The 24,599-nt window shown below is 67.8% G+C and carries 21 protein-coding genes; 3 read left to right on the top strand and 18 right to left on the bottom strand.

Annotated features, from left to right (window positions below):
* Positions 1–249: 249 nt before the first annotated feature.
* The 7 genes from OB2597_RS05170 to OB2597_RS05140 form a co-directional block, all read right to left on the bottom strand.
* On the bottom strand, positions 250–1,251 hold the full coding sequence (locus tag OB2597_RS05170; protein ID WP_009804468.1) for a DctP family TRAP transporter solute-binding subunit: 1,002 nt from the start codon (positions 1,249–1,251) through the stop codon (positions 250–252).
* A gap of 240 nt (positions 1,252–1,491) precedes the next feature.
* Positions 1,492–2,739: a sigma-54-dependent transcriptional regulator gene (locus tag OB2597_RS05165; RefSeq protein WP_009804467.1), complete on the bottom strand. Its 1,248-nt coding sequence runs from the start codon at positions 2,737–2,739 to the stop codon at positions 1,492–1,494.
* Positions 2,740–2,774: 35 nt separating this feature from the next.
* Positions 2,775–3,275 (bottom strand): transcription antitermination factor NusB, encoded by a 501-nt coding sequence (nusB, locus tag OB2597_RS05160; protein ID WP_009804466.1) that lies wholly within the window; start codon positions 3,273–3,275, stop codon positions 2,775–2,777.
* A gap of 7 nt (positions 3,276–3,282) precedes the next feature.
* Positions 3,283–3,831 (bottom strand): 6,7-dimethyl-8-ribityllumazine synthase, encoded by a 549-nt coding sequence (locus OB2597_RS05155; RefSeq protein ID WP_009804465.1) that lies wholly within the window; start codon positions 3,829–3,831, stop codon positions 3,283–3,285.
* Between the two features lie 3 nt (positions 3,832–3,834).
* Positions 3,835–4,962 carry a 3,4-dihydroxy-2-butanone-4-phosphate synthase gene (gene ribB / locus OB2597_RS05150; protein WP_009804464.1) on the bottom strand — a complete coding sequence of 376 codons (1,128 nt, stop codon included), beginning with the start codon at positions 4,960–4,962 and terminating at the stop codon, positions 3,835–3,837.
* Positions 4,963–5,114: 152 nt separating this feature from the next.
* Complete coding sequence (locus OB2597_RS05145; protein WP_009804463.1) at positions 5,115–5,681, bottom strand: hypothetical protein; 567 nt, start codon at positions 5,679–5,681, stop codon at positions 5,115–5,117.
* Entirely contained in the window at positions 5,678–6,274 is a 597-nt protein-coding gene (locus OB2597_RS05140) for a riboflavin synthase (protein ID WP_009804462.1), read from the bottom strand. The genes OB2597_RS05145 and OB2597_RS05140 overlap by 4 nt, the downstream gene beginning before the upstream one ends.
* A gap of 137 nt (positions 6,275–6,411) precedes the next feature.
* Between OB2597_RS05140 and OB2597_RS05135 the strand changes: the two genes are divergently transcribed.
* The 3 genes from OB2597_RS05135 (at position 6,412) to OB2597_RS05125 (ending at position 10,957) form a co-directional block, all read left to right on the top strand.
* A complete protein-coding gene (locus tag OB2597_RS05135) occupies positions 6,412–7,704 on the top strand; it encodes a capsule biosynthesis protein (RefSeq protein WP_040609130.1) in 1,293 nt (430 codons plus the stop codon).
* A 105-nt stretch (positions 7,705–7,809) separates the two neighbouring features.
* Positions 7,810–8,934, top strand: coding sequence for a polysaccharide biosynthesis/export family protein (locus OB2597_RS05130; RefSeq protein ID WP_009804460.1), 1,125 nt, complete (start codon positions 7,810–7,812; stop codon positions 8,932–8,934).
* 4 nt (positions 8,935–8,938) lie between these two features.
* Positions 8,939–10,957, top strand: a complete 2,019-nt coding sequence (locus OB2597_RS05125) for a capsular polysaccharide biosynthesis protein (protein ID WP_009804459.1) — start codon at positions 8,939–8,941, stop codon at positions 10,955–10,957.
* Here the strand turns inward: OB2597_RS05125 and ribD are convergent, their stop codons facing one another.
* From ribD to OB2597_RS05070, 11 genes are all read right to left on the bottom strand, one after another.
* Positions 10,958–12,061 (bottom strand): bifunctional diaminohydroxyphosphoribosylaminopyrimidine deaminase/5-amino-6-(5-phosphoribosylamino)uracil reductase RibD, encoded by a 1,104-nt coding sequence (ribD, locus tag OB2597_RS05120; RefSeq protein ID WP_009804458.1) that lies wholly within the window; start codon positions 12,059–12,061, stop codon positions 10,958–10,960.
* A gap of 3 nt (positions 12,062–12,064) precedes the next feature.
* Complete coding sequence (gene nrdR, locus OB2597_RS05115; RefSeq protein WP_009804457.1) at positions 12,065–12,532, bottom strand: transcriptional regulator NrdR; 468 nt, start codon at positions 12,530–12,532, stop codon at positions 12,065–12,067.
* A gap of 99 nt (positions 12,533–12,631) precedes the next feature.
* Positions 12,632–13,048, bottom strand: coding sequence for a secondary thiamine-phosphate synthase enzyme YjbQ (locus tag OB2597_RS05110; RefSeq protein WP_009804456.1), 417 nt, complete (start codon positions 13,046–13,048; stop codon positions 12,632–12,634).
* Positions 13,049–13,105: 57 nt separating this feature from the next.
* Complete coding sequence (locus tag OB2597_RS05105; protein ID WP_009804455.1) at positions 13,106–13,384, bottom strand: hypothetical protein; 279 nt, start codon at positions 13,382–13,384, stop codon at positions 13,106–13,108.
* A 239-nt stretch (positions 13,385–13,623) separates the two neighbouring features.
* Positions 13,624–15,615 carry an RNA polymerase sigma factor RpoD gene (rpoD, locus tag OB2597_RS05100; RefSeq protein ID WP_009804454.1) on the bottom strand — a complete coding sequence of 664 codons (1,992 nt, stop codon included), beginning with the start codon at positions 15,613–15,615 and terminating at the stop codon, positions 13,624–13,626.
* Positions 15,616–15,753: 138 nt separating this feature from the next.
* Positions 15,754–17,685: a DNA primase gene (dnaG, locus tag OB2597_RS05095; RefSeq protein ID WP_040609126.1), complete on the bottom strand. Its 1,932-nt coding sequence runs from the start codon at positions 17,683–17,685 to the stop codon at positions 15,754–15,756.
* Positions 17,686–17,787: 102 nt separating this feature from the next.
* Entirely contained in the window at positions 17,788–18,330 is a 543-nt protein-coding gene (locus OB2597_RS05090; protein WP_009804452.1) for a sarcosine oxidase subunit gamma, read from the bottom strand.
* The gene (locus OB2597_RS05085) at positions 18,323–21,238 is read right to left on the bottom strand and encodes a sarcosine oxidase subunit alpha family protein (protein WP_009804451.1); all 2,916 of its coding nucleotides are present in this window, start codon (positions 21,236–21,238) and stop codon (positions 18,323–18,325) included. The genes OB2597_RS05090 and OB2597_RS05085 overlap by 8 nt, the downstream gene beginning before the upstream one ends.
* A complete protein-coding gene (locus OB2597_RS05080; protein WP_009804450.1) occupies positions 21,235–21,480 on the bottom strand; it encodes a sarcosine oxidase subunit delta in 246 nt (81 codons plus the stop codon). Before OB2597_RS05080 ends, OB2597_RS05085 begins: the two co-directional genes overlap by 4 nt.
* A gap of 67 nt (positions 21,481–21,547) precedes the next feature.
* On the bottom strand, positions 21,548–22,801 hold the full coding sequence (locus OB2597_RS05075; RefSeq protein ID WP_009804449.1) for a sarcosine oxidase subunit beta family protein: 1,254 nt from the start codon (positions 22,799–22,801) through the stop codon (positions 21,548–21,550).
* 221 nt (positions 22,802–23,022) lie between these two features.
* Positions 23,023–24,462: a Glu/Leu/Phe/Val family dehydrogenase gene (locus OB2597_RS05070; RefSeq protein ID WP_009804448.1), complete on the bottom strand. Its 1,440-nt coding sequence runs from the start codon at positions 24,460–24,462 to the stop codon at positions 23,023–23,025.
* Positions 24,463–24,599 lie beyond the last annotated feature (137 nt).

The following is a 24,599-nucleotide window of genomic DNA, read 5'->3' as shown; positions in this document are numbered from 1 at the left end:
AATCCGGAGCCGCCGTGCCCAGATAGACCGCGGGATCCAGCGCCAGCCCGTGCGACGGTGTGAGATAGTTGATGGGCGCATTGTCTAAATGCAGGCCGATGCGTTCGAAGACCGCGATCAGCACCTGGGCCCGGTCTTAGTCGGTCGGGTTCAGCGCATCCCAGATGTCGTATTTGATGGTGTGGACCCCGGCGGTTTGCGCGGTCGGCCTGGCCGCCGCGCCCCGATCCTGTCACGCGCGAGGCGCGGTTACATCTCGGCGTTGATGGCCTGGGCCGCGTCGATGTTTTCCTGCCCCACGTCGTCGGTGAACTCTGCCCAGACGGGCTTCATCACGTCGACCCATTGCTGGCGCTGCTCGGGCGAGAGGGTGCGGACGGTGCCGCCCGCGTCGATGATCGCCTGCTTGGCCTCGGCGTTGACCTTGGCCGACTCGGCGTTCCGGGTGGTGGTCACCTCGTCGAGGATGGTCAGGAACTGGTCGCGCACGTCGGCATCGAGGCTGTCGAGCCAGTCGACCGAGGTGACGACCAGGTAGTCGATGATGCCGTGGTTGGTCTCGGTGATCCCGTCCTGCACTTCAAAGAACTTCTGGCCGTAGATGTTGGACCAGGTGTTCTCCTGTCCGTCGACGACGCCCTGCTGCAGCGCACCGTAGACCTCGGAGAAGGCCATCTTCTGGGGCGATCCGCCGATGGCTTCCATCTGGGCGACCAGCACTTCCGAGGGCTGCACGCGGAACTTGAGCCCCTCGGCGTCCGAGGGTGAGAGCAGCGGCTTGTTGGCCGACATCTGCTTCATGCCGTTGTGCCAGAAGGCCAGCCCCTGCAGGCCGCGCTTCTGCATCGTGTCGAGCATCGCCTGACCGGTTTCGGAATTCTGGAAGGCATCGACGGCGTTGATGTCCTTGAACATGAACGGAAGGTCGAAGATGCGGTACTTCTTGGTGAAGGTCTCGAACTTGGACAGCGACGGCGCGGCCAGCTGGACGTCGCCCTGCAGCATCGCCTCGATCACCTGGTCGTCATTGTAGAGCGTGGAGTTCGGGTAGACCTCCATGCAGGCGGTACCGTCCATCTCTTCGTTCACGCGATCCTGCAGCAGCGATGCGGCGATCCCCTTGGGGTGCTTGTCGGTATTGGTGACATGGGCGAACTTGATGACCATTTCGCCGTCGTCGCAGTCGGCCATGGCGGCGCCTGCGGTGACGGTGAGGGCCAGCGCCGTTGCGGCGGTGGTCAGGAATTTCATTTCGGGTCTCCTCCCCTTGTTCGAATCGCGAGGCGGTGCCTCTGGCAGGAGGGTCGCGTCTCCGGGGAAGCGGCTCAAGCGGTTGTGAGCGGCTGGGCGGGCGGCGGCATTATCCAAGTTACTTCAAAGCGTTAGAAGCCTTGCAGACAGTGTCGCGCCATTCTGCACGGCAGCACTGTGCGGAATCCCGCACGACGCGCCTGGGGTTTCGTGCGGAATTCCGCACAAACTTCCGGCGTGCTATCCTCCGCCCCGCCGGAAGTCGTCGGGCTTCAGCCCGTATTTCGCCAGCTTGTCATAGAGGGTCTTGCGCGGCAGTTTCAGCGCCTTCGCCGCCTCGGAAGCGCGGCCGTTGTGCCGGCCGAGCGCCGCTGCCAGCAGCGACCGCTCGATCTGCGCCATCTGTTCCGCCAGGCCGAGATCGCGGGCGGTCGATGCCTCCTCGGGCATGCCGAGGACAAAGCGCATCGCGGCGGACATCAGCGACCGGGCGTTGCCGGGCCAGTCCTGCGCCATCAGCGCATTCTCGTGCTCGGCGGTGATCTCGGGCGGCTCGATCCCCGCCTGTTCCGCCGCCTGGGCGACGTAGTGCCGGAAGAGCACAGGGATGTCGCCGGGCCGCTCGGCCAGGCTGGGAATGTGAACGTGGCAGACCTCGAGGCGATAGTAGATCTCGGCCGACAGATCGCCCGAGGCGACCAGTTCCGCCGGGTCCCGCGTGGTGCCGCCGATCAGCCGGGCGCCCCCCTTTTCCAGCGCGTCCCCGAGCGCGAGCTGCGCATCCTCGGTCAGGTTGCCGATCTCGTCCAGGAAGAACGACCCGCCCTGGCAGGCCTCCCATGCGCGGTCCAGGCCGGCGCGGTCCATCCCGGCGGCCGCGCGTTTGAGAAAGGGCCCCTTGGACTGGCCCGAGGTCAGATGAATGACCTCGGCGATCTTGCTGATGCCGGTGCCGGGCGCGCCCGAGATGAGAACCTCGGTCGAAGTCCGGCCGGCTTGACGGACCGCGTCGCGCAGGGCATGGCTGGCCTGGGACGTGCCGAAGATCAGGCGCGCGGCCGGATCGCCCGCCTCGAGTTGCGCCTTGAGCCTGCGATTCTCGAGGATCAGTTGACGCGTGTGCAGCGCCTTCTCGAGCACGGTGAGCATGTCGCGGGAGGCACAGGGCTTTTCGAGAAAGCCGAACGCGCCGCGATCCATGGCCGAGACCGCCATGGGAATGTCCCCCTCGCCGGTCAGCAGGATCACGGGCAGGTCCGGATCGACGGCATGGGCATGATCCAGCAGAAAGAAGCCGTCGCGTCCCGGCATGCGGATATCCGACAGAACGACACCGGGAAAATCCGTCCGAATATGATCCTTCGCCTCGACGAAGCTACCCGCCGTCAACGGGTCGAGATCGGCCAGTTCCAGCGTCTGCGAAAGCGCCTCGCGCACGGCAGCGTCGTCGTCGACCAGCAGGACTTTGCGGGGGGCGGTGTCGGGCATGGGCCCATCATGCGCAGTCGCGCCGCGAGGTCCAGTCAGAACGCCTCGGGCCGGGCCTCGCGCGCCATGTGGTCGAGCACCGCGTTGACGAAGCGCGGCTCCCGGCCTTCGGGAAAGAAGGCGCTGGCCACGTCGACATATTCCTTGATGACGACCTTCGGCGGCGTATCGCTCTGGACCAGTTCCGCCCCGGCCGCCCGGAACAGCGCCCGCAGGGTCGGATCGATGCGGGCGATCGGCCATTTCGCCACCAGGGCGCGGTCGGTCATCTGGTCGATGCGCGCCTGATAGTTCACCGCGTCGGCCATCGTCGCGCGGAAGAGGTCAATGTCGCCCTCGGCCATCTCGTCGCCCTCGTAGACCGCGCCGAAGCGATGATCCTCGAACTCCGCGATCACACGTTCGACCGTCTGGCCGATCGCCTCCATCTGGAACAGCGCCTGCACGGCATAGAGCCGCGAGGCGCTTTTCATCTTGCGCCGCTGGTTGCCCGAGAGGGGCAGCGGGGCTTGGGGCGTCGGCAGGTCGTCGGTCATCTGTGCCTCAGGCGGTTGGGGAGCCGGGGTCACCCGCCAGCTGGTATTCCTCGGGCGTCGGCAGGAATCCGACATTGGCCTTGGGAGCGCCCCATTTGCGCGAAAGAGCGAGCAGATGCAAGGCCGCGGCGGCCGCCCCGCCCCCCTTGTTCTGACCCTCCGGATCGGCCCGCACATCGGCCTGTTCCCTGGTCTCGACGGTGAGGATGCCGTTGCCGATGCAGAGACCCTGGAGCCCGAGCATCGTCAGCCCGCGCGAGCTGTCGTTGCAGACGGTCTCGTAATGCGTGGTCTCGCCCCGGATCACGCAGCCGAGCGCGACGAACGCGTCGTAGTTCGACATCCGCGCGGCCATCGCGACGGCGGTCGGCACCTCCAGCGCGCCGGGCACCTCGATCAGGTCGTGAGCCGCGCCCCATGCCTCGATCTCGGCCCTGGCACCGGCGATCAGGTTGTCGGCGATGTCGCGATAGTAGGGCGCGACGACGATCAGCGCCTTCGCGGGCCTGTCGAACCTGCCGCGTGGCATGACATAATGGTTTTCCGTGGCGGCCATGAGTCAATCTCCCTTGATCGGGCGGGTGCCGACGATTTCGAGGCCGTAGGCATCGAGGCCCACGACGTTCGGCCGCGGCGAATTGGTCAGAAGCATCAGCTTGTGAATGCCGAGAGAAGACAGGATCTGCGCGCCCAGCCCGTACTGGCGCAGGGTCTGCGGCGACACGTCGTTCTCGGCCGCGATCTTCATGGTGAGATCGCGCAGGAGCACGACGACGCCACGCCCCTCGCCGGCGACGACGCGCATGGCTTCGCGGAAAAGATCGGCACGGGCCTCGCCCCGGATGCCGACGACGTCCTTCATCGGGTCCATTGCATGCATGCGGACGAGGACCGGATCGTCGCCTTCCACGTCGCCCTTGATCAGGACGATGTGTTCCGCCCCCTGCGTCTCGTCCGTGTAGATGCGCATGGTCCAGTCACCGCCGAACCCGGTCTCGATCTGCTCTTCGCGGCGGATCCGGACGAGGTTGTCGTGGCGGCGGCGGTAGGAAATCAGGTCCGAGATCGTGCCGATCTTGAGGTTGTGCTTCTGCGCGAAGGCGATCAGCTCGGGGAGGCGCGACATCGTGCCGTCCTCGTTCATGATCTCGCAGATCACGCCCGATGGGTTCAGCCCGGCGAGGCGGGCGACGTCCACCGCGGCCTCGGTATGGCCGGCACGGACCAGCACCCCGCCGTCCTTGGCGCGCAGCGGGAACACGTGGCCCGGGGTGGCGATGTCCTGCGCCCCCTTGCCCGCGTCTATGGCCACCGCGACCGTGCGGGCGCGGTCATGGGCGGAGATGCCGGTCGACACCCCTTCGCGCGCCTCGATCGAGACGGTAAAGGCGGTCTCGTGCCGCGAGGAATTCTGCGAGGCCATGAGCGGCAGGCCGAGCGCATCGACCCGCTCACCCGTCATCGACAGGCAGATCAGGCCGCGGCCGTGCGTCGCCATGAAGTTGATCGCCTCGGGCGTGGCCATCTGGGCGGGGATGACGAGATCGCCCTCGTTCTCGCGATCCTCGTGATCGACGAGGATGAACATCCGGCCGTTGCGGGCATCCTCGATGATCTCCTCGATCGAGCTGATCGCGTCGGACCAGCTCTGCTCGACGGGTCCGGGCTGTTCATAGGTGGTGTCCATGGCGCTCTCCTGTCTCCCTACCGCCAGATAAGGCCTGTGCCGGGGAAAGGCCAGTGCGGCGCGGCGTCAGAACCCGCAGAGACCATGTGCGCCGGCGCAGGCCCCGCGGGCGTGAGGCCCGGGCGGGGACCCGGCAGGGCCGGCGCAGGCGGTCAGGTGTCGAAATACGCCTCGGCCGGCAGGAACGCCCCGAGGCGGCCCGCCGCGACCCATTCCTCTTCCAGCCCCATGCCGACGACGACGAGGCCACTGGCCGGAAGACGGCCCTGCGCATGGGCGAGCGCGGACTTCATCCGCGAGAACCGTGTCAGCAGCGGCGGGGCGGGATGAGCCGCGTCCAGCACCGGGTTCGCCGCCTCGACGGCGTGGGGCGGGATGGGCGCATGAACAAGTGCGATACGGGCCGCGTCCCGGACCGCGTCGAGCTTGCCGGCCCTGGCCTCGGGAACCCGGTGCCGCCCGAAGGCCAGATCGAGCGCGTTGGAGGAGAAGAGAAAGCCGCAGACATCCCGCCCGGCGGTGGTCTGGATCGCGGCATAGTCGCGGTAGCTCAGCCCCAGTTCCCGTGCGCGTGCCAGATGGCGCCGGACCGTGGTCGGGTTGATCCGGGCCGAAGCCATGTTCGCCTTGGCCCGGCGCCAGGCGTGGACGCGCCAAGTCCGCCCCGCATCCATGGCAGGCCCGTTGTTGTGGCCGATCCCGTGAGCCGGCGCGCTCATGCCTGCCAGTCCTGCAGCCGCGCGACATAGCGTGCCAGCGTGTCGATCTCGAGGTTGATACGGTCGCCTACCCTGGCGTCGCCCCAGGTGGTCACGGTCTTGGTATGCGGGATCATGTTGATGCCGAATTCGGCCCCGTCGACATCGTTGACGGTCAGCGAGGTGCCGTTTAGAGCGACCGATCCCTTGGGCGCGACGAACCGCGCCAGATCCTCCGGCGCGCGGAAGGTGGCGCGGGTGCTGTCGCCGTCGTCGACGAGGGCGATCAACTCGGCCACGCCGTCGACATGGCCCGAGACGATGTGCCCGCCCAGTTCGTCCCCGACCTTCAGCGCCCTCTCCAGGTTCACGCGGCGCCCCGGATCCCAGGTGTTGTGGGAAATGTTGGTCTTCGAGACGGTCTCGGCGCTGATCTCGACGTCGAACCAGTCCGCTCCGGTCTCGATCACGGTGAGGCAGACGCCGTCGCAGCAGATCGACGCTCCGAGGTCGATGCCCGAGGTGTCGTAGGCGGTGCCGATCCGCGCCCGCAGGTCGCCGCGTTTCTCGACCTCGCGGACCGTGCCGATATCGGTGATGATGCCAGTGAACATGGGGCGCACTCCTTCCCCTCAAGGGCTATCCCCGCCCGCGGCGGGACGCAATCCCTTGACCGCGCCATAATTTTGCCGATTTAGGTGGTTAACGATCATCGCGGAGCGCCGGGGCAAGCGAGGGGCGGCAGCGACAGATGCCAGCGGACATGGCGAAAAACCGGGTCTTCCTGTTCCTTCAGGGGCCGCACGGGCCGTTCTTTCACCGGCTCGGCCGGATGCTGCGGCTGGCCGGTGCCGAGGTCTGGCGCGTGGGCTTCAATGCCGGAGACCGTGCGTTCTGGTTTCACCCGGACAGCTATATCCCCTTTCACGACAGGCCCGGGGCCTGGGGCCGGAGGTTCGCGGAGCTGGTCCGCGAGAAGAATGTCACCGATATCGTGCTCTATGGCGATGTCCGCGACATACACGCCGAGGCGATCCGGCAGGCTCGCGAGATGGGGCTTGCGGTGCACGTCTTCGAAGAGGGGTACATCCGCCCCTACTGGGTGACCTACGAACGCGAGGGGGCGAACGGCCATTCCCGGCTGATGGAGATGACGGTCGGCGAGATGCGCAAGGCGCTGGAGCAGTCCGATCTGGACACCGCCCTGCCCCCGGCGCGATGGGGCGACACGCGGCAGCACGTCTTCTACGGCGCGCTCTACCACTGGTTCGTGATGTTCCTGAACCGCGCCTACCGGCATTTCGAACCGCACCGGTCGCTGAGCGTCACCCGGGAATTCCGGCTGTACCTCAAGCGGCTGCTGCTGATGCCGGCGCACGGGCTGGAACGGTGGTTCGCGACCCTGCGCATCCGGCACGGCGGGTTCCCCTATCACCTGGCCCTGCTGCAGCTGGAACACGATGCCTCGTTCCAGGCGCACAGCCCCTTCGCGACGATGACCGACTTTCTCGACCTGGTGATCCGCGGCTTTGCCGAGGGCGCGCCGCGGCACCATCACCTGGTCTTCAAGGCGCATCCGCTGGAGGACGGCCGCGTGCCCGTCCGCCGCGAGATCCGGCGTCTCGCCCGCGATGCCGGGGTGACGGACCGGGTACATTTCGTGCGCGGGGGCAAGCTGGCGCAGCTGCTGGCCGATGCGCGGACGGCGGTGACGGTGAATTCCACGGCGGCCCAGCAGGTGCTTTTCCGGGGCATCCCGCTCAAGACCTTCGGCAGCGCTGTCTATGCCAAGCCCGAATTCGTCTCGACCCAGCCCCTGCCCGAATTCTTCGCGACGCCCGCGCGCCCGGACCGCAAGGCCTATCGGGATTACCGGCGCTATCTGCTGGAAACCAGCCAGGTGGCGGGAGGGTTCTATTCGTCCCGCGCGCGGCGCCAGCTGCTGCGGCAGGTGGTCGACATGATGCTCGCCCCCGAGGATCCCTACGACGCGCTGAAATCCGGCACCGCGACTCCGCGGCAACAGTTGCGCGTGGTGCGCTAGGGGCGCGCGACCCTCGGGACTAGCGTTATCAACAAGATTCCGTTACCTTGGCGAAAAAGACCGAGGCAGAAAACAGGTCGAGGAGACCGAGCAGTGACTTCCCCCATGGCCAGGTGGGCGCGGCCCCTTGCATTCGTGGCTGCCATCACGTCGGTGGCGGCCTGCGACGTGCTGCCCCGAACAGGACCCAACAAGCGCGAGATCTTCGCCGGCTCCGTCCAGCGCGAGGGCGATGCCTTCATCGTCTCGGTCAACGACCGCGTGACCCGCGCGACGGCCGTCGCCCCGGCCCTCGGCTTCTCGCCCGGCTTCATCAATGCCGCGACCCTCGGGTCGGACACGATCCGCCCCGGAGATACGCTCGGCCTGACGATCTGGGAAAATGTCGACGACGGGCTGCTGGCCGAAGAGGGCGCGAACGCCACCCTGCTGGAAGAGGTCCAGGTCGATGGCGCAGGCTTCATCTTCGTGCCCTATGCCGGGCGCATCCGGGCGGCGGGCAACACGCCCGAGGCGGTGCGCCGCATCATCACCAACCAGTTGGAAGAGCAGACCCCCGACCCGCAGGTGCAGGTGCGCCGGCTGGCGGGCGACGGGTCGACCGTATCGCTGGTGGGGGCGATCGGCGGTCAGGGCGTCTTTGCGATCGAACGCCCGACCCGGACCCTCGCCGCGATGATCGCGCGGGCGGGCGGCGTCACGATCAACCCCGAGATCGCGCGCATCAGCGTGATCCGTGGCGGACAGACCGGCACGATCTGGTTCCAGGACCTCTACAAGAACCCCGAACTCGACATCGCGCTGCGGGCCGGAGACAAGATCCTGGTCGAGGCCGACACCCGCAAGTTCACCGCGCTCGGCGCAACCGGGTCGCAGAGCCTCGTTCCCTTCGAGACGCAGACCCTGTCGGGCCTGGAGGCCATCGCGCAGGTCGGCGGGCTGCTGTCGAATGCGGCCGATCCGACGGGCGTCTTCGTCCTGCGGAACGAGCCGGCGGAAATCGCCAACCAGGTGCTGGCGCGCAACGACCTGATCGGGGCGCAGCGCATGGTCTATGTGCTGGACCTGACGCAGCCGAACGGCATGTTCCATGCGCGCGATTTCTCGATCCGCGACGGGGACACGATCTATGTGACCGAAGCCCCGTTCACCCAATGGGACAAGGCGATCTCGGCGCTGACCGGCACGCTGGCCTCTGTCAACACCGTCTCCACCGCCACGGGCGGGTGATGGCGTGACCTTCGGGTCCGATGCCGAGGATGCCGCCGGGCCCGGGGTTCGGCGGCTACGCTATTTCAATGCCGGGTTCCTCAGGCAGCAGAGGGTGCGGCGTATCCTGTCGCTGGCCGGTTACGACCTGCGTCTCGGCCCCCCGGCCGAGGGGGACGGGGTCGTGGTCTGGGGGCACTCGCCCTATGCCGGGCGCGGCGAGGCGGTGGCCCAGGCGACGGGCGCGCCCCTCGTTCGGGTCGAGGATGCCTTCCTGCGCTCGATCCGTCCCGGACGGGAGGGCGAGCCGCCGCTCGGCCTCGTCATCGACCATGCTGGGATGCATTTCGATGCCTCCCGCCCCTCCGACCTCGAGACGCTGCTCAAGACGCACCCCCTGGACGACACGGTGCTGATGGACCGGGCACGCGGCGGGATCGCGCGGCTGCGCGAGGCGCGGATCTCGAAGTACAACGACGACGATCCCGAGATCGAGCCGCCCGCCCCGGGATACGTGCTGGTGATCGACCAGACGCAGGGCGATGCCTCGGTGACCCATGGCGGCGCCGATGCCAACACGTTCCGCGAAATGCTCTACTGGGCGCAGGAGGACAATCCGGCGGCCCGTATCGTCATCAGGACGCATCCCGAGACGCGCGCGGGGCACCGTGCGGGGTATTTCGGCCCGGAGGACGCGGGCGGCCGCATCAGCCTTGCGACCGACCCGGTCGATCCCTGGCGGCTGCTCGAAGGGGCGGTCGCGGTCTACGCCGTCTCGTCCCAGATGGGGTTCGAGGCGATCCTGATGGGGCATCGCCCGGTGGTGTTCGGCCAGCCCTTCTACGCGGGGTGGGACCTGACCGATGACCGGCACCCGGTGCCGCTGCCCGCAGCGCGGCGGGGGCGGCGGCTGACCGCGGCGCAGCTTTTCGCCTGCGCCATGCTGCTCTACCCGACATGGTATCATCCCTGCGAAGACCGTCTGTGCAGCTTCGAGGACGCGCTCGGCTGGTTCGAGGCGCGGGTGCGGGCACGGCGCGAGGACCGCTCTGGCTGGCAGGCGGCGGGGATGCGGCTGTGGAAGCGCGGCGTGATGCAGCAGATCTTCGGCAGCGAGGGGCGCGTCGACTTTTCCGAAACGCCGGCGGACCCGCCCCGGCGCCGGATGGTCTGGGCCGGGAAGGCCGAGGAGGGCGATGTCGCCGTGCGCGTCGAGGACGGTTTCCTGCGGTCGCGCGGGCTGGGCGCCGCGCTGGTGCCGCCCCTGTCGCTCGCCCTCGACGATCTGGGCATCTACTACGACCCGACCCGCGAGAGCCGGCTGGAGCGGTGGATCGCCGCCCGGGCCGATCTGCGCCCCGATCAGCGCCTCCGGGCGGAACGGCTGATCGACGACCTGATCCGGCTGGGGCTGACCAAGTACACGCTGGGCGGTGACCTGCCCGCCCTGCCCGAGGGGCGCCGCATCCTCGTGCCGGGCCAGGTCGAGGATGACGCCTCGGTCCTGCGCGGCGCGGGCGACATTGCCACGAACCTCGCCCTGCTTCGTCACGTGCGCGAGGCCAACCCCGAGGCCGTGCTGCTGTACAAGCCGCATCCGGATGTCGAGGCCGGGCTGCGCGTCGGGGCGGTCGACCGGGCCCGGGACTGGGCGGACATGGTGCTGCCCGGTACCGACGCGGCCGCCGTCATCGCCGAGGTGGACGAGGTCTGGACCATGACCTCGCTCTTGGGGTTCGAGGCACTCATCCGCGGCAAGGCGGTGACGGTGACCGGAACCCCCTTCTATTCGGGCTGGGGCCTGACCCGCGATCTGGGGCGGGTGCCCCTGCGGCGGCAGGCGCGGCCTACGCTGGCCGGTCTCGTCCACGCGGCGCTGATCGACTATCCGCGCTATTTCGACCCGGTGACGCGCCAGCCCTGCGCCGTGGAAACGGCGGTCCGGCGCCTGGCCGAGGGGAATGTGTCGCGGGGCGGTCCGGCGCTGCGGCTGCTCTCCAAGGCGCAGGGGCTGGCCGCCGGCCTGCGCTGGACCTGGCGCTGATCAGGTCCTGGAGCGTTCCCAGACATGCATGACGTCGCCGCCGAGCGGCCGCGCCTCGGCCAGGTCGAAACGCGGCGCCTCGGCCAGCCGCGCCAGGCCGAGCGCGCCGAGCGCCGGCTGCCCTTCGGCGCCGATGGCGACGCCGGCCGTCATGCCGATCAGCGTGTCCACGAGGTCGGCATTGAGCAGCGATGCGGCGAGCGCTCCGCCACCTTCGCAGAAGACCCGCGTCAGCCCCGCCTCGCCCAGGGCCCCAAGCACCGAGCGAGGATCGAGATGCCCGCCGGCGACGTCACAGGCGAAGAGCCGGGCACCCAGATCCGCCCAGGTGCGGTGCAGCGCCGGGTCGGCATCCGGACCGTGGCACAGCCAGACCGGAACCTCCTTCGCGGTGCGGGCCAGCCGGCTCATCAGCGGCAGGTCGAGCCGGCGTGACACCACGATGCGAACCGGCTGACGCGTCGCGCCCATGTCGCGCACGGTGAGCGAGGGGTCGTCCGCCCGCGCCGTGCCGGCCCCGACCATCACCGCATCGTGGCGCATCCGCATCGCGTGCACCGCGCGGCGCGCTTCGGCGCCGGTGATCCATCTGCTGTCGCCGGTGGCGGTGGCGATGCGGCCGTCGAAACTGCTCGCCAGTTTCAGCGTCACGAGCGGCCGCCCCAGTTCGTTGCGCAGGAAAAAGCCCGCGTGATCCCGCGCCGCCTCTTCGCCCAAGAGGCCGGTGGAGACCTCGATGCCCGCCCAGCGCAGACGCTCGAACCCCTGCCCCGCCACGCGCGGATCGGTGTCCGCAAGCGGGGCGACCACCCGGGCGATGCCGGCCGCGATCAGCGCTTCGGTGCAGGGCGGGGTCTTGCCGTGATGCGCGCAGGGTTCGAGCGAGACATAGGCGGTGGCGCCCCGTGCCGCCTCTCCGGCCTGCGCCAGGGCCTGCGGTTCGGCATGGGGGCGGCCGCCCGGCGCGGTCCAGCCGCGGCCGACGATCCGCCCGTCACGGACGATGACGCAGCCGACGGACGGATTCGGCCAGGTCCGCCCCAGACCCCGGCGCCCCAGGGCCAAGGCCAGCGACAGGAAGCGGCGGTCTGCGGCCGCGCCCATGGTCTATTCTTCAGAGGCGGATTCGGGGCGCAGTTCGCTGACGAACTTGTCGAAATCGTCCGCGGCCTGGAAGTTCTTGTAGACGCTGGCAAAACGGACGTAGGCGACGGTGTCGATCCGGGCCAGGGCCTCCATCACGATCTCGCCGATGACCTTCGAGGGAATATCCGTCTCGCCCATGCTTTCAAGCCGGCGCACGATGCCCGAGATCATCTGGTCGATACGCTCGGGGTCGACTGGACGCTTCTGCATGGAAATCCGGATCGACCGCTCAAGCTTGTCGCGGTCGAAATCCTCGCGCCGTCCGTTCGACTTGATGACGACGAGGTCGCGCAGCTGGACCCGCTCATAGGTCGTGAAGCGGCCGCCGCAAGCCGGGCAGAAACGCCGGCGCCGAATCGAGACGTGATCCTCTGCGGGCCGCGAATCCTTGACCTGAGTGTCGATATTTCCGCAAAACGGGCAACGCATCTTGTTTTCAGTCCCCTAGTCCCAGCAGCCTCATGGGGCAGCGCCCCGGATCTCCACAGCCACTATATGGCAGCCCCAAGGGTTTGGGTAGGGCAGAATTCAGCCAGCGAAATGTGCTGCAATTTCGCGACGATGTGGCGCGGCGCGATGTTCCGCAACAAATATGCCCTGCCACGTCCCCAGAAGCGGACGACCGCCCTGTACCGGAATCGACAAGCTCACCGGCATCATGCCCGCCTTGATATGGGCGGGCATATCGTCGGGCCCTTCATGGGTATGGGTCAGGTAGGACATGGCCGGATCCGTGGTCGGCGGCACGAGCCGGTGGAAATAGGCGGTGAGGTCGGTCTGCACCTCGGGATCGGCATTCTCCATGATCAGGAGACTGGCAGAGGTATGCCGGATGAAGAGCGTGAGCAGACCGTCGCCACGGCCCTCCGTCCAGGCCCGAACCTTCCCGGTGAACTCGTACAGGCCGGGGCCTTCCGTGGAAATTGTGAATCCGGTGATCGCCACGTGCGCCTCCCTGCCCGGCGTGAGGTTATCCCGGGGCAGCACGCGCAGACAAGCCGATCAGTCCTCGAAACTGTTCAAGGCGGCGTCATAGGCATGCCGAGGTGCGACGATCGCACATTCCGGCGTGTAGACGAGGCTGGAAGGCGGGAGGTTGAAGGCGCGGATCACCTCGCGTGCGCAGGTATCGGCGTTGCCGGCGGTGACTTCGATCCGGATGGCGTCTGTCGGAACGACATTCCAGTCGGACTTGACCTCCGGCGGGTCGGCCTGTGCAAGCACCGAGGCACCGGAAAGAACGAGCGTGATGGCGGCAATGGCCGAACGCATGAGTGTCATGATCGTGATCTCCCTCGCCGCGTTAACGGTCGAAAGGGCGATCCGGTTGCATCGAAAGGCAGCCTGGGGCCGGCAATCCGTAACTTTCTGCCAGTTAGGCAAACCAGTTGACCCGACGCCGCCGGCGCTGAAGGATTTTCGGCCTCTTCGGCCCCAGGCCTTTGGCGGCCTGCCGGAACCGGCTGGTGCGGGGCCAGTGTGCGCTTTGTCGAAAAAGGGCGCCCGAAGGCGCCCTCTCGTCACTGGTCCAGGAAGCTGCGGAGCTTGCGGCTCCGGCTCGGATGCTTGAGCTTGCGCAGCGCCTTGGCTTCGATCTGACGGATCCGTTCGCGGGTGACGCTGAACTGCTGGCCGACCTCTTCCAGCGTGTGGTCGGTGTTCATGCCGATGCCGAAGCGCATTCGCAGGACCCGTTCCTCGCGCGGGGTGAGCGAGGCGAGGACGCGGGTGGTCGTTTCCTTCAGGTTCTCCTGAATGGCGCTGTCGAGCGGCAGGATCGCGTTCTTGTCCTCGATGAAGTCGCCGAGCTGGCTGTCTTCCTCGTCGCCGATGGGCGTTTCGAGAGAGATCGGCTCCTTGGCGATCTTCATCACCTTGCGCACCTTCTCGAGCGGCATCTGCAGCTTTTCGGCCAGTTCCTCGGGCGTGGGTTCGCGGCCGATCTCGTGCAGCATCTGACGGCCCGTGCGGACCAGCTTGTTGATCGTCTCGATCATGTGGACCGGGATCCGGATCGTGCGGGCCTGATCCGCGATGGACCGGGTGATGGCCTGCCGGATCCACCACGTCGCATAGGTCGAGAACTTGTAGCCGCGGCGATATTCGAACTTGTCGACGGCCTTCATCAGGCCGATGTTGCCTTCCTGGATGAGATCAAGAAACTGCAGCCCGCGGTTGGTGTATTTCTTGGCGATCGAGATCACGAGGCGCAGGTTGGCCTCGACCATTTCCTTCTTGGCCTGACGCGCCTCTTTCTCGCCCTTCTGAACCTGGTTCACGATGCGGCGGAATTCGCTGATGTCGAGGCCCACGTACTGGCCGACCTGGGCCATGTCGGAGCGCAGGTCCTCGACCTTGTCCGAGAAGCGGTCGATGAACATCTGCCAGCCGCGGCCGGATTTTTCCGACATCCGCTCCATCCAGTTGGGATCGAGCTCGTGACCGCGGTATTCCTCGATGAACTCGCGGCGGTTGATACGGGCCTGATCGGCCAGCTTCACCATGGCGCTGTCGATCTGCATGATCCGGCGGTTGATGCCGTAGAGCTGGTCGATCAGCGCCTCGATACGGTTGTTGTGCAAGTGCAGACCGTTGACGAGTTCGACGATCTCGGCGCGCAACTTCTGGTACTCGGCCTCGTCGCTGGCGTTGAAACTGTCGTCCTCGTTGAGGGTGGCCGAGATGCGGTTGTCCTGAATCTCGGACAGGACGGCAAAGTCGCGGGCGATCGTGTCGAGTGTCTCGAGGACCCGGGGCTTGAGCGCCGTCTCCATGGCCGCGAGGGACATGTTGGCCTGCTCGTCCTCGTCCTCGTCTTCGTCCTTGGCGATCGGGTTGCCGTCGGCGTCGTATTCCGGCTGCTCTTCCTGCGGCTTGGCGGCCGGGGCGGCGGGGGCCGCCTGGGCCGGATCGACGACCGGCGCGTCCTCGTCGCCCTCCATCTGGTCGCCGAAGGTGGTTTCCAGATCGATGACGTCGCGCAGCAGAATGTCCTCGGAGAGGAGTTCGTCGCGCCAGATGGTGATGGCCTGGAAGGTCAGCGGGCTTTCGCAGAGCCCGGCGATCATGGTGTTCCGGCCGGCCTCGATCCGCTTGGCGATGGCGATCTCGCCCTCGCGCGAGAGCAGTTCGACCGAACCCATCTCGCGCAGGTACATGCGCACGGGGTCGTCCGTGCGGTCGAGCTTTTCCTGGCTGCCCGAGCCGAGCGCGACTTCGCGGTTCGAGGTGGTCTCGACCACGGCGGTGGACTTGCTCTCCTCCTCCTCGGCCTCTTCGTCCTCGATGATGTTGATGCCCATCTCGGACAGCATCGACATCACGTCCTCGATCTGTTCCGACGAGACCTGATCCTGCGGCAGCACCTGGTTCAGCTGATCGTAGGTGATGAAGCCCCTTTCGCGGGCTTCGGCGATCATCTTCTTGATCTGGGCCTGGCTGAGGTCGAGCGAGACGTCCTGTTCCTGCTCATCATCCTGACGCTGGTCTTCGTCGGTGTCCTTGGGGGCCATGCTCTGCTCCTGTCTCTCGCGCCAGCGTTCTGCGGCAGCGGGTCGGGCGTGATTCGCTTGGACCGAATCAATAGCGCGATTCGGTTCCACGCACACCCGGTTAACGTTGATTCTTTAGGGATCCGTTACCCAAATCGTTCACTTTCGGCGCTTCTCAAAGCGAATCGTCTCGAGCAGGGCTTCGAAGGCTCCCTTTTCGTCCCGACTGATTCGCGCACCGTTCTCTCCGAGGTCGAAGTCGCCCTTGTCCTTGTTGCCCGGCCGGGCCGCCCGGTTGGCCGCCTCGGCGGCATGGCTGAGGCGATAGGTGACGGCTTCGTCCGCGGCGCCCGAGAGTTCCTCTTCGGCCTCCGCGATCTCGTCCGCCAGCCCGCGGCGCGCCTTGAGCTTGGCAAGTTCCTCGGCCAGCGTCATCTGGGCGAGTTCCACGTTGCCGGCCTTCCGCAGCGTCGGGCAGATCGCGACATGGGGATGCGACATCAGGCGATCAAGGGCCTCGCCGCCCAGTTCACGCGAAATCGCCTCGTTCACCGCGTCCGGCCCGTCCGATCCGTGCGTCAGGACGATGTCGCGCATGCGGCCGAGGTCGGGATCGGCGCAGTCCATCAGTTCGAGCGGCCCCTCGAAGCCCGACACGGCGGCAGGGGTGGCGATGATCGTGGCGACGATCACCGACTCGCGCAGCTGGTGTTCCGCCATCGGCCCGGCCGAGGTCAGGAAGGACGCCTTCGTCGTGGGGCGGATCGGCTGGGATTTCCGCCGGGGGGTCCAGCTGCCCTGTCGCTGCGGACGGAACAGCTGATACCGCATCTCCTTGATCGCGTCACCGTAGTGGCGGCGCAGCGAGACGTCGGGGATCTTCCTGATCTTCTCGCGCAGGTCGCGATCGAGGGCGGCCCGGCGTTCGGGGCTGTCGAAGGACTTACCCTCGGTCGCCTCGCGCCAGAGCAGGTCGACCAGCGGAAACGCCCTGTCGAGAACCGCCTGCATCGCCTTGGCGCCCTCGGCCTTGATCAGGTCGTCGGGATCCTTGCCCTCGGGCAGGAGCGCGAAGCGCAGGGACTTGCCCGCCTCCATCAGCGGCAGCGCGACATGCATCAGCCGCATCGCCGCCCGCAACCCGGCCGTGTCCCCGTCGAGCGCGACAACCGGTTCGGGGCTGATCGCCCAGAGCATCGCCAGCTGGCTCTCGGTCACCGCCGTGCCGAGCGGGGCCACCGCCCCCTCGAAGCCGGCCGCCGACAGTGCGATGACATCCATGTAGCCCTCGGCCACGATCAGCGGTCGGCCCTTGCCCGCCGCCTCGCGCGCGGGGCCGTGGTTGTAGAGCGACCGGCCCTTGTCGAAAAGCTCGGTCTCGGGCGAATTCAGGTACTTGGCCTTGTCGTCCGGATCCATCGCCCGGCCGCCGAAGGCGATGCACCGGCCGCGCGCGTCCCGGATCGGAAACATGATCCGGTTGCGGAAGACGTCATAGGGTTTTCCGCCGCGGTCCGAGGTCTTGACCAGACCGGCGCGCAGGATCAGGTCCTCGGGAATGTCCCTGTTGCGCAACTGGGTCCAGAGCCCCTGCCAGCCCTCGGGCGCAAAGCCTATCTCGAACCGCTCCTGCGTCTCGGGCGAGAGGCCCCGACGCTCGAGATAGGCCCGGGCCTCGGCGGCCGCGCCCGAATTGAGCATCATGCGGTAGTGCCGGACCGCCGCCTCCATCACATCGGCAAGCTCGGCGCGCTTTTCGGCCTTGGCGGCGGCGCGCGGATCGCGCGCGGGCATCTGCATCCCCGCCTCCTGCGCCAGCGCCTCGACCGCCTCCATGAAGCCCATGTTCTCGGAGTCCTTCAGAAAGGAGATCGCGTCGCCCTTGGCGTGGCAGCCGAAACAGTAATAGAACCCCTTTCGGTCATCCACGTGGAACGAGGCGGATTTCTCCTGATGGAAGGGACAGGGCGCCCACCAGTCGCCCTTGGCCTGGTTGGACTTGCGCATGTCCCACATGACCTTCTTCCCGACAACCTGAGACAGGCTGACGCGATTGCGCAGTTCATCGAGGAAACCGGGAGGGAGACTCATGCACCGATTATCGGGCCGCCGGCGGGGGCTGTCCAGCGTCGATGGAGCCCGACGGGGCAGCTGGCGGCGCCGGCCGGGCAAGGACCTGAGCGCACTCGACAATCAGATGGCGGCGACCCGTTCCATGGCCTCGGTGATCGTGCGCGTCAGCGTCGAGGCCATGGACCGGAAGCCCATGATCCGCAGCGTATCGGGTGCCGTTCGCGCCACGGCGACCATCATGCCGTGCAGCTCGGTCCGGATCGCCGCCTGATCGGGCATGGCCGCCGGCCGCGTGTCGACCGGGATCAGGCGGGCCATGACATCGGCCCCCTCCGGGCCGGCGAGGTCGAACGTGACCCAGCCGTCGCCCTGGTCGGTGACGGCCGCGCCGGGCAGGTCCGGCGGCGCCACGCCCGCCACGAGCCAGAGGTTCCGCCCGAACCACTGCACCGACGCGCCGCCGGCGGCGTGCCGGCGCCCGGGCCCGGGCAGGGAAACGCCGATGGCCTCTTGCAGCGCGCGAGAGACGGCGGCCGCCTCGCCCCGGTGCGGCGCCACGCTCCAGAGCGGCCCCGGATCGGCCAGCGACAGGGTCATCGCGCCCCGCGTCACCGGCAGCGGGCCGGTCGCGGGGGGCACGGAAGCAAGACGGAAATCAGTCACGGGCGCGTCCTCCGGCCGGATCGAAGAAGGCCGGATCGCAGACCTCGCAGAGGGTCGAGACCCGGCGCAGATGGTCCACCATGCGGACGGTTTCCCCGTGCCGCTCCGGCCCTTCCTTCAGCAGCGCGAGGCCGATGAAATGGCCCAGTGTCGGGGAGAAGGCGACGGAGCTGACGGTACCTTGCGCATTCTCCCGCGTCGACTCGGTCTCCGGATCGAAGAGAAAGGCCCCGGCGGTCAGCTGTCGGACCGCGCCGACCGGTCGGATGCCGACGAGGCGCGGCCGGTCGTCCGCGAGCAGCCCGGCGCGTCCGGCGGCGGCGCGCCCGACAAAATCCTTCTTCTTCGACATCATGCCCGACAGGTTCAGATCGAAGGCAGTGGTGCGGCCGTCCAGTTCGGCATGGGTGAGAAGCCCCTTCTCGATCCGCAGGACGTTCAGCGCCTCCATCCCGTAGGCGCCGCCGCCGCGCGCCTCGGCCCGGGCGACAAGCTGGCGGAACAGGCTCTCGCCATAGCGGGCGGGCACCGCGATCTCGTAGGCGTGTTCGCCGGAAAAGCTGATCCGGAAGAGCCGGGCCGGAACTCCGCCGACCGTGACCGCGCCGCAGGCCATGAACGGCCAGGTCCCGGGGTCGAGGGGGCTGTCCAGCACCTCGTTCAGCAGATCGCGCGACTCCGGACCGGCGATGGCGGTCTGGGCCCATTGTTCGGTCACCGAGACCAGATGCACGTCAAGCTCGGGGCGCAGCACCTGCGCGGCGAATTCCATGTGGCGCATCACCTCGCCCGCCGCCGCGGTGGTGGTGCTGACGAGATAGTGGTCGGGGCCGATCCGCGCGCAGGTGCCGTCGTCCATGATATGCCCGTCCTCGCGCAGCATCAGGCCGTAGCGGACCTTGCCCTGTTTCAGCGTGGACATCGTGTTGGAGTAGACGAAATCGAGAAAGGCCGCCGCGTCCGGGCCCTGTACGTCGATCTTGCCAAGGGTGGAAACGTCGCAGACCCCGACCGTCTCGCGCACCATCAGCGCCTCGCGGTCGCAGGCCTGCCGCCAGGTCTTCTCACCCGTCCTCGGATAATAGGAGGGGCGGAACCACAGCCCGGCCTCGACCATCGGCGCGCCCATGGCGAGGTGAACGGGATGCGCGGCGGTGAACCGTTCCGCAGCAAAGCCCCTGCCCTCGCCGCCGGCCCCCAGGGCGGCGATCTGGATCGGCGCATAGGGCGGGCGGTAGGTCGTGGTGCCGGTCTCGGGAATGCTCCGACCGGTCGCATCGGCCAGGATGGACAGCGCGGTGACGCCGCCGGTCTTGCCCTGGTCGGTGGCCATGCCCTGCGTGGTATAGCGCTTCATGTGCTCGACCGAGCGAAAGTTCTCCCGCGCGGCAAGTTCGATGTCCTTGGTCGTCACGTCGTTCTGGAAGTCGACCCATTTGCGGCCCTTGCCGGGAACCACCCAGATCGGGCGCGCCTGCGGGTCCCGGTCCTCGGCCTCGGGCAGATCGGGCGCAGTCGCCTTCAGGCCGAGGTCCTCCAGCGCCCGTGCCGCAGCCTCCCGGCCGGCCGCCAGACAGGCCGCGGTCGTCACCGCCCCGTTGCAGGATCCGGCGGGGATCAGCCCCGGCACCGCGCCCGGGGCGGGCAGGAAGGCCGACAGGGACTCGTCCCAGACGGGGCGGCCGTTCAGATGGCAGCTCAGGTGCACGTTCGGGTTCCAGCCCCCGGACATGGCGAGCAGGTCGGCCTGCACCCTTTCCTCGCGCCCGTTGCCCAGCCGGATCGCCACCCCCTCGACCTCGCGGCCCAGGACCCTCTCGACCGTCGCGCCGGCATAGGTGGCGAAGTCGGAGGTCTCCGCCCGTTCGCGGGCATCGACCAGAGCCGCGACATGCACCCCGGCACGCCGCAGGTCGGCGGCGGTGCGGCGCGCCTCGTCCGACGCGCCGAAGACCACCGCCCGCCGCCCCGGCGCGACGGCGTAGCGGTTGAGATAGCTGCGCACCGCCCCCGCCAGCATCACGCCCGGCCGGTCGTTGTTGGCCAGCGCCACGGGACGTTCGATCGCGCCGGCGGCAAGCACGGCGCGCCGGGCGACGATCCGCCAGAAGGTCTCCTCGGGTCGCCCGGCCGCCGCGGGATGTTTCTGCAAGGCGCCGTAAGTGCCCTGATCGTAGACCCCCGTCACAGCGGTCCGGCTCATGATCCGGACGTTCGGCATGGCCTCCAGCCGGGTCACGGCCTCGGCGGCCCAGCCCGCGCCGGACCGCCCCCCGACCTCTTCCCGTTCTGCATTGAGCCGCCCGCCCGGCAGGAAATCCTCGTCCGCCAGAATCACGTCGGCCCCGGCCTCTCCGGCGGTCAGGGCGGCCATCAGACCGGCCGGCCCCGCGCCGATGACGAGAAGATCGCAGAAGGCGAAGGCTTTTTCGAATTGCAGGTCCGCGACCTCTTGCGACAGACGCCCCAGCCCGGCGGCGCGGCGGATCGCGGGTTCGAAGACCCTTTCCCAGATGCGGTGCGGGCCCATGAAGGTCTTGTAGTAGAACCCGGCGGAGAGGAAGGGCGACAGCAGGTCGTTGACCGCGAGCGCATCGACCCCGAGCGAGGGCCAGGCGTTCTGGGGCCGCGCCTCGAGACCCTGTCGCAGCTCCACCGTCGTCGCCCGGGCGTTCGGCTCCTGCGCCGCGCCGCGGCCCAGCGTGACCAGCGCGTTCGGCTCTTCGCTGCCCGCCGTCAGGATGCCGCGCGGACGGTGATACTTGAAGGACCGGCCGACCAGCCGGATGCCGTTGGCGAGAAGGGCCGAGGCAAGCGTGTCGCCCTCCAGCCCCTCGTAGGCGTGGCCGTCGAAGCGGAAACCCAGATGCCGGTCGCGGTCGACCAGACCTCCCTGCCCCAGCCTCATGCCCCGGCCTCCGTCACGGCGTGGATGTCGTGGGTCACCGTGTCCCGTTCGACCACCAGCCAGGCGGAACAACCGGCACCGTGCTGCCAGAACTCGCGCGACCGGCCCGCCGGGTTTTCGCGCAGGTGGACATACTCGTCCCAGATCGGGCTCCAGTCGCCCTCGGGTCGGGTCAGGGCCGCGCCGCCGTAGGTGAATTCGCGCAGATCGCGCTCTCCGCAATGGGGACAGGTCAGTCTCATATCGCCCTGATCTTCATCTTGCCCAAAATACTCCCGCCGGAGGCATTCCGACACCGCCACGCAGGGCTCAGTGCAGGTTATGCTGCGCCCCCTTGCCTTCCTCGTCCATCAGCCCGCGCCCGGTCTCGAACCGGTCCAGCCGGAAGCCCGCCGCGCTGTCGTGCGGGCGGTCGGTGGCCAGCAGATGGGCCAGCGCAAAGCCCGAGCCCGGCACGGCCTTGAACCCGCCGTAGCACCAGCCGCAATCGAGGTAGAGCCCCTCGACCGGCGCCTTGTCGATGATCGGCGATCCGTCGGGCGTCATGTCCATGATCCCGCCCCAGGACCGCAGTACCCTGGCCCGGCCGATCATCGGCATCAGGGTCATCCCCGCCTCCATGACATGTTCGACCGTGGGCAGGTTGCCGCGCTGCGCGTAGCTGGGATAGAAATCCAGGTCGCCACCGAATACCAGCCCGCCCTTGTCGGACTGGCTGATGTAGAAATGCCCCATGCCGAAGGTCACGACATTGTCGATCACCGGCTTCAGCCCCTCGGTCACGAAGGCCTGCAGGACGTGGCTCTCGATCGGCAGGCGCAGACCGGCGAGCGAGGCGACCTGCCCGGACCGGCCGGCGGTGACGATGGCCACCTTGCGGGCGCGGATCGCACCGCGAGTCGTCTGCACGCCGGTGACGCGCCCGGCCTCGGTGTCGATCCCGGTGACCTCGCAGTTCTGGATGATGTCCACCCCCCGGTCCGAGGCGCCGCGGGCGAACCCCCAGGCGACGGCGTCGTGGCGCGCGGTGCCGCCGCGCGGATGGTACAGGCCCCCGTGGATCGGAAAGCGGCCGCTGTCGAAATTCAGGTAGGGTAGTTTCTTGCGCAGCGCCTCGCGGTCGAGCAGGATCGCGTCGTCGCCCTGGTTGATCATCGCATTGCCGCGCCGGACGATGGCGTCGCGCTGGCCGTCGGAATGGAAGAGGTTGATGATCCCGCGCTGAGAATGCATCACGTTGTAGTTCAGGTCGGATTCCATCCGCTCCCATAGCTTGAGCGAATGGGAATAGAACTCGGAATTGCCCGGCAGGAAATAGTTGGCGCGCACGATGGTGGTGTTCCGCCCCACGTTGCCGCCGCCGATGTAGCCTTTTTCCAGCACGGCCACATTCGTCAGCCCGTGCTCTCTGGCGAGGTAGAAGGCCGTGGCCAGGCCGTGGCCTCCGCCGCCGATGATGACGATGTCATAGGCGGGCTTCGGCTCGGGGTCGCGCCAGTGCGGGCCCCATCCCCTGTTCCCCGTCAGGCCCTCTTTCAGTATTCGTAATGCACCGAACCGCATCGCTCTCTCCGCCAACGGCCGGAGGTAAGCAGCGGATCTTCCCGATTGCAACGGCAAGCGACGACCTGCGCCGTCCTTAGTGACCGTTGCCGGAAATTTGGTCGCTCGGTCGAGATGGCCCCCGGGTGCCCGCGAGACCGCATGGGCGGCCTTCGGCGATCGCGCTCGTCCCCGGAGCGCCTTGCGGACGGCACCCCGGGCGGACCGCGGGGACGACTGTCCTAAAGCCCCTTGGCGCGGTAGCTCCCGGCGACGCGTTCGATGGCGACGATGTAGCCCGCGGTCCTGTAGTCGTGGACATCCTCACGCTCGTGGAGCACCTCGCGCATGGACTGGAACGCCTCGCGCATGGTGTCGTCCAGTCCCGAACGGACCAGCTCCAGTTCGTCCGCGCCGCGCAGGTACTTGGCCTTGAAGTCGGGGCTGATCGACCAGGCGTTGCCGAGGTAGCGATCGAGGCGCTCGAGTTCGCTCACGATCAGTTCGTGACGGGCCTCTTCCTGGCGCCTCTGCATGCGGCCGAACCGGATGTGGCTGAGGTTCTTCACCCACTCGAAATAGGACACCGTCACCCCGCCCGCGTTGGCGTAGAGGTCCGGAATGACGACCGTGCCCTTCTCGTTCAGGATCTGGTCGGCGCCGGCGGTGACGGGGCCGTTCGCCGCCTCGATGATCAGCTTGGCCTGTATCCGTTCGGCGTTGGACAAGTTGATCACGCCTTCGAGAGCGGCCGGAATCAGGATATCGCATTCCTCCTCCAGCAGCGCCGCGCCGTCCTCGAAATGGCGGGCGTCGGGATAGCCCTTCACGCCGCCGTGACGGGTTATCCATTCGTGGACATGCGCGATGTCCAGACCGCGATGATCGAGCAGCGCGCCGTCGCGCTCGATGATGGCCTTGACGATGCAGCCGTCCTCGGTCTGCAGGAAATGCGCGGCGTGGTAACCCACGTTTCCGAGACCCTGGACGATGACGGTCTTGCCCTCGAGCGATCCCTCCATCCTGGCCAGTTCGACGTCGCGAGGGTCGCGGAAGAATTCGCGCAGCGCGTACTGGACGCCGCGCCCGGTCGCTTCCTTGCGGCCCTTGATGCCGCCGGCATTCTCGGGCTTGCCGGTCACGCAGGCATTGCCGTTGATGTCGGTGGTGTTCATCCGCTTGTACTGGTCGGCGATCCAGGCCATCTCGCGTTCCCCGGTGCCCATGTCGGGGGCGGGCACGTTCTGGGCCGGGTTGATCATGTCGCGCTTGATCAACTCATAGGCGAAGCGGCGGGTGATCTGTTCCAACTCGTGCTCCTCCCAGTCGCGGGGATCGATGCAGAGCCCGCCTTTCGAGCCGCCGAAGGGGGCCTCGACCAGCGCGCATTTGAAAGTCATCAGCGCGGCCAGCGCCTCGACCTCGTCCTGGTCGACGGCGGTGGCGAAGCGGATGCCGCCCTTGACCGGCTCCATGTGTTCGGAATGGACCGAGCGGTATCCGGTGAAGGTGTGCATGTGACCGCGCAGCCGGACGCCGAAGCGCACGGTATAGGTGGCGTTGCACACCCGGATCTTCTCTTCCAGCCCGGGCGGCAGGTCCATCAGCGACACTGCCCGGTTGTACATCAGGTCGACGCTCTCGCGGAAACTCGGCTCCTGGGCCGGCGACAACTGATTCATCTCGTCCTCCCTGTTTCAGGTGCACGGTAACATCGCGACGCAGAAAAAAGATACGCCGCATCGCGCAGGGGGCCCTTCACGACCGCAATCACGGGCATCAACAATTTCCCTGGATGCGCCGGCGCTGTTGCCGCTGA

The organism is Pseudooceanicola batsensis HTCC2597, assembly GCF_000152725.1.
Classification (GTDB): domain Bacteria; phylum Pseudomonadota; class Alphaproteobacteria; order Rhodobacterales; family Rhodobacteraceae; genus Pseudooceanicola; species Pseudooceanicola batsensis.
Note: the sequence above shows the minus strand (reverse complement) of the source record. Positions and strands in the feature narration are given on the sequence as shown.

Coding starts and splice junctions, on each gene's coding strand:
- OB2597_RS05105 (WP_009804455.1), bottom strand. CDS start 13,384: ATGACACTCATGCGTTCGGCCATTGCCGCCATCACGCTCGTTCTTTCC.
- OB2597_RS05140 (WP_009804462.1), bottom strand. CDS start 6,274: ATGTTCACTGGCATCATCACCGATATCGGCACGGTCCGCGAGGTCGAG.
- OB2597_RS05075 (WP_009804449.1), bottom strand. CDS start 22,801: ATGCGGTTCGGTGCATTACGAATACTGAAAGAGGGCCTGACGGGGAAC.
- OB2597_RS05085 (WP_009804451.1), bottom strand. CDS start 21,238: ATGAGGCTGGGGCAGGGAGGTCTGGTCGACCGCGACCGGCATCTGGGT.
- nusB (WP_009804466.1), bottom strand. CDS start 3,275: ATGACCGACGACCTGCCGACGCCCCAAGCCCCGCTGCCCCTCTCGGGC.
- ribD (WP_009804458.1), bottom strand. CDS start 12,061: ATGGGCGCGGCCGCAGACCGCCGCTTCCTGTCGCTGGCCTTGGCCCTG.
- OB2597_RS05165 (WP_009804467.1), bottom strand. CDS start 2,739: ATGCCCGACACCGCCCCCCGCAAAGTCCTGCTGGTCGACGACGACGCT.
- nrdR (WP_009804457.1), bottom strand. CDS start 12,532: ATGCGTTGCCCGTTTTGCGGAAATATCGACACTCAGGTCAAGGATTCG.
- OB2597_RS05155 (WP_009804465.1), bottom strand. CDS start 3,831: ATGGCCGCCACGGAAAACCATTATGTCATGCCACGCGGCAGGTTCGAC.
- rpoD (WP_009804454.1), bottom strand. CDS start 15,615: ATGGCCCCCAAGGACACCGACGAAGACCAGCGTCAGGATGATGAGCAG.
- OB2597_RS05135 (WP_040609130.1), top strand. CDS start 6,412: ATGCCAGCGGACATGGCGAAAAACCGGGTCTTCCTGTTCCTTCAGGGG.
- OB2597_RS05145 (WP_009804463.1), bottom strand. CDS start 5,681: ATGAGCGCGCCGGCTCACGGGATCGGCCACAACAACGGGCCTGCCATG.
- OB2597_RS05080 (WP_009804450.1), bottom strand. CDS start 21,480: ATGAGACTGACCTGTCCCCATTGCGGAGAGCGCGATCTGCGCGAATTC.
- OB2597_RS05070 (WP_009804448.1), bottom strand. CDS start 24,462: ATGAATCAGTTGTCGCCGGCCCAGGAGCCGAGTTTCCGCGAGAGCGTC.
- dnaG (WP_040609126.1), bottom strand. CDS start 17,685: ATGAGTCTCCCTCCCGGTTTCCTCGATGAACTGCGCAATCGCGTCAGC.
- OB2597_RS05170 (WP_009804468.1), bottom strand. CDS start 1,251: ATGAAATTCCTGACCACCGCCGCAACGGCGCTGGCCCTCACCGTCACC.
- ribB (WP_009804464.1), bottom strand. CDS start 4,962: ATGGACACCACCTATGAACAGCCCGGACCCGTCGAGCAGAGCTGGTCC.
- OB2597_RS05130 (WP_009804460.1), top strand. CDS start 7,810: ATGGCCAGGTGGGCGCGGCCCCTTGCATTCGTGGCTGCCATCACGTCG.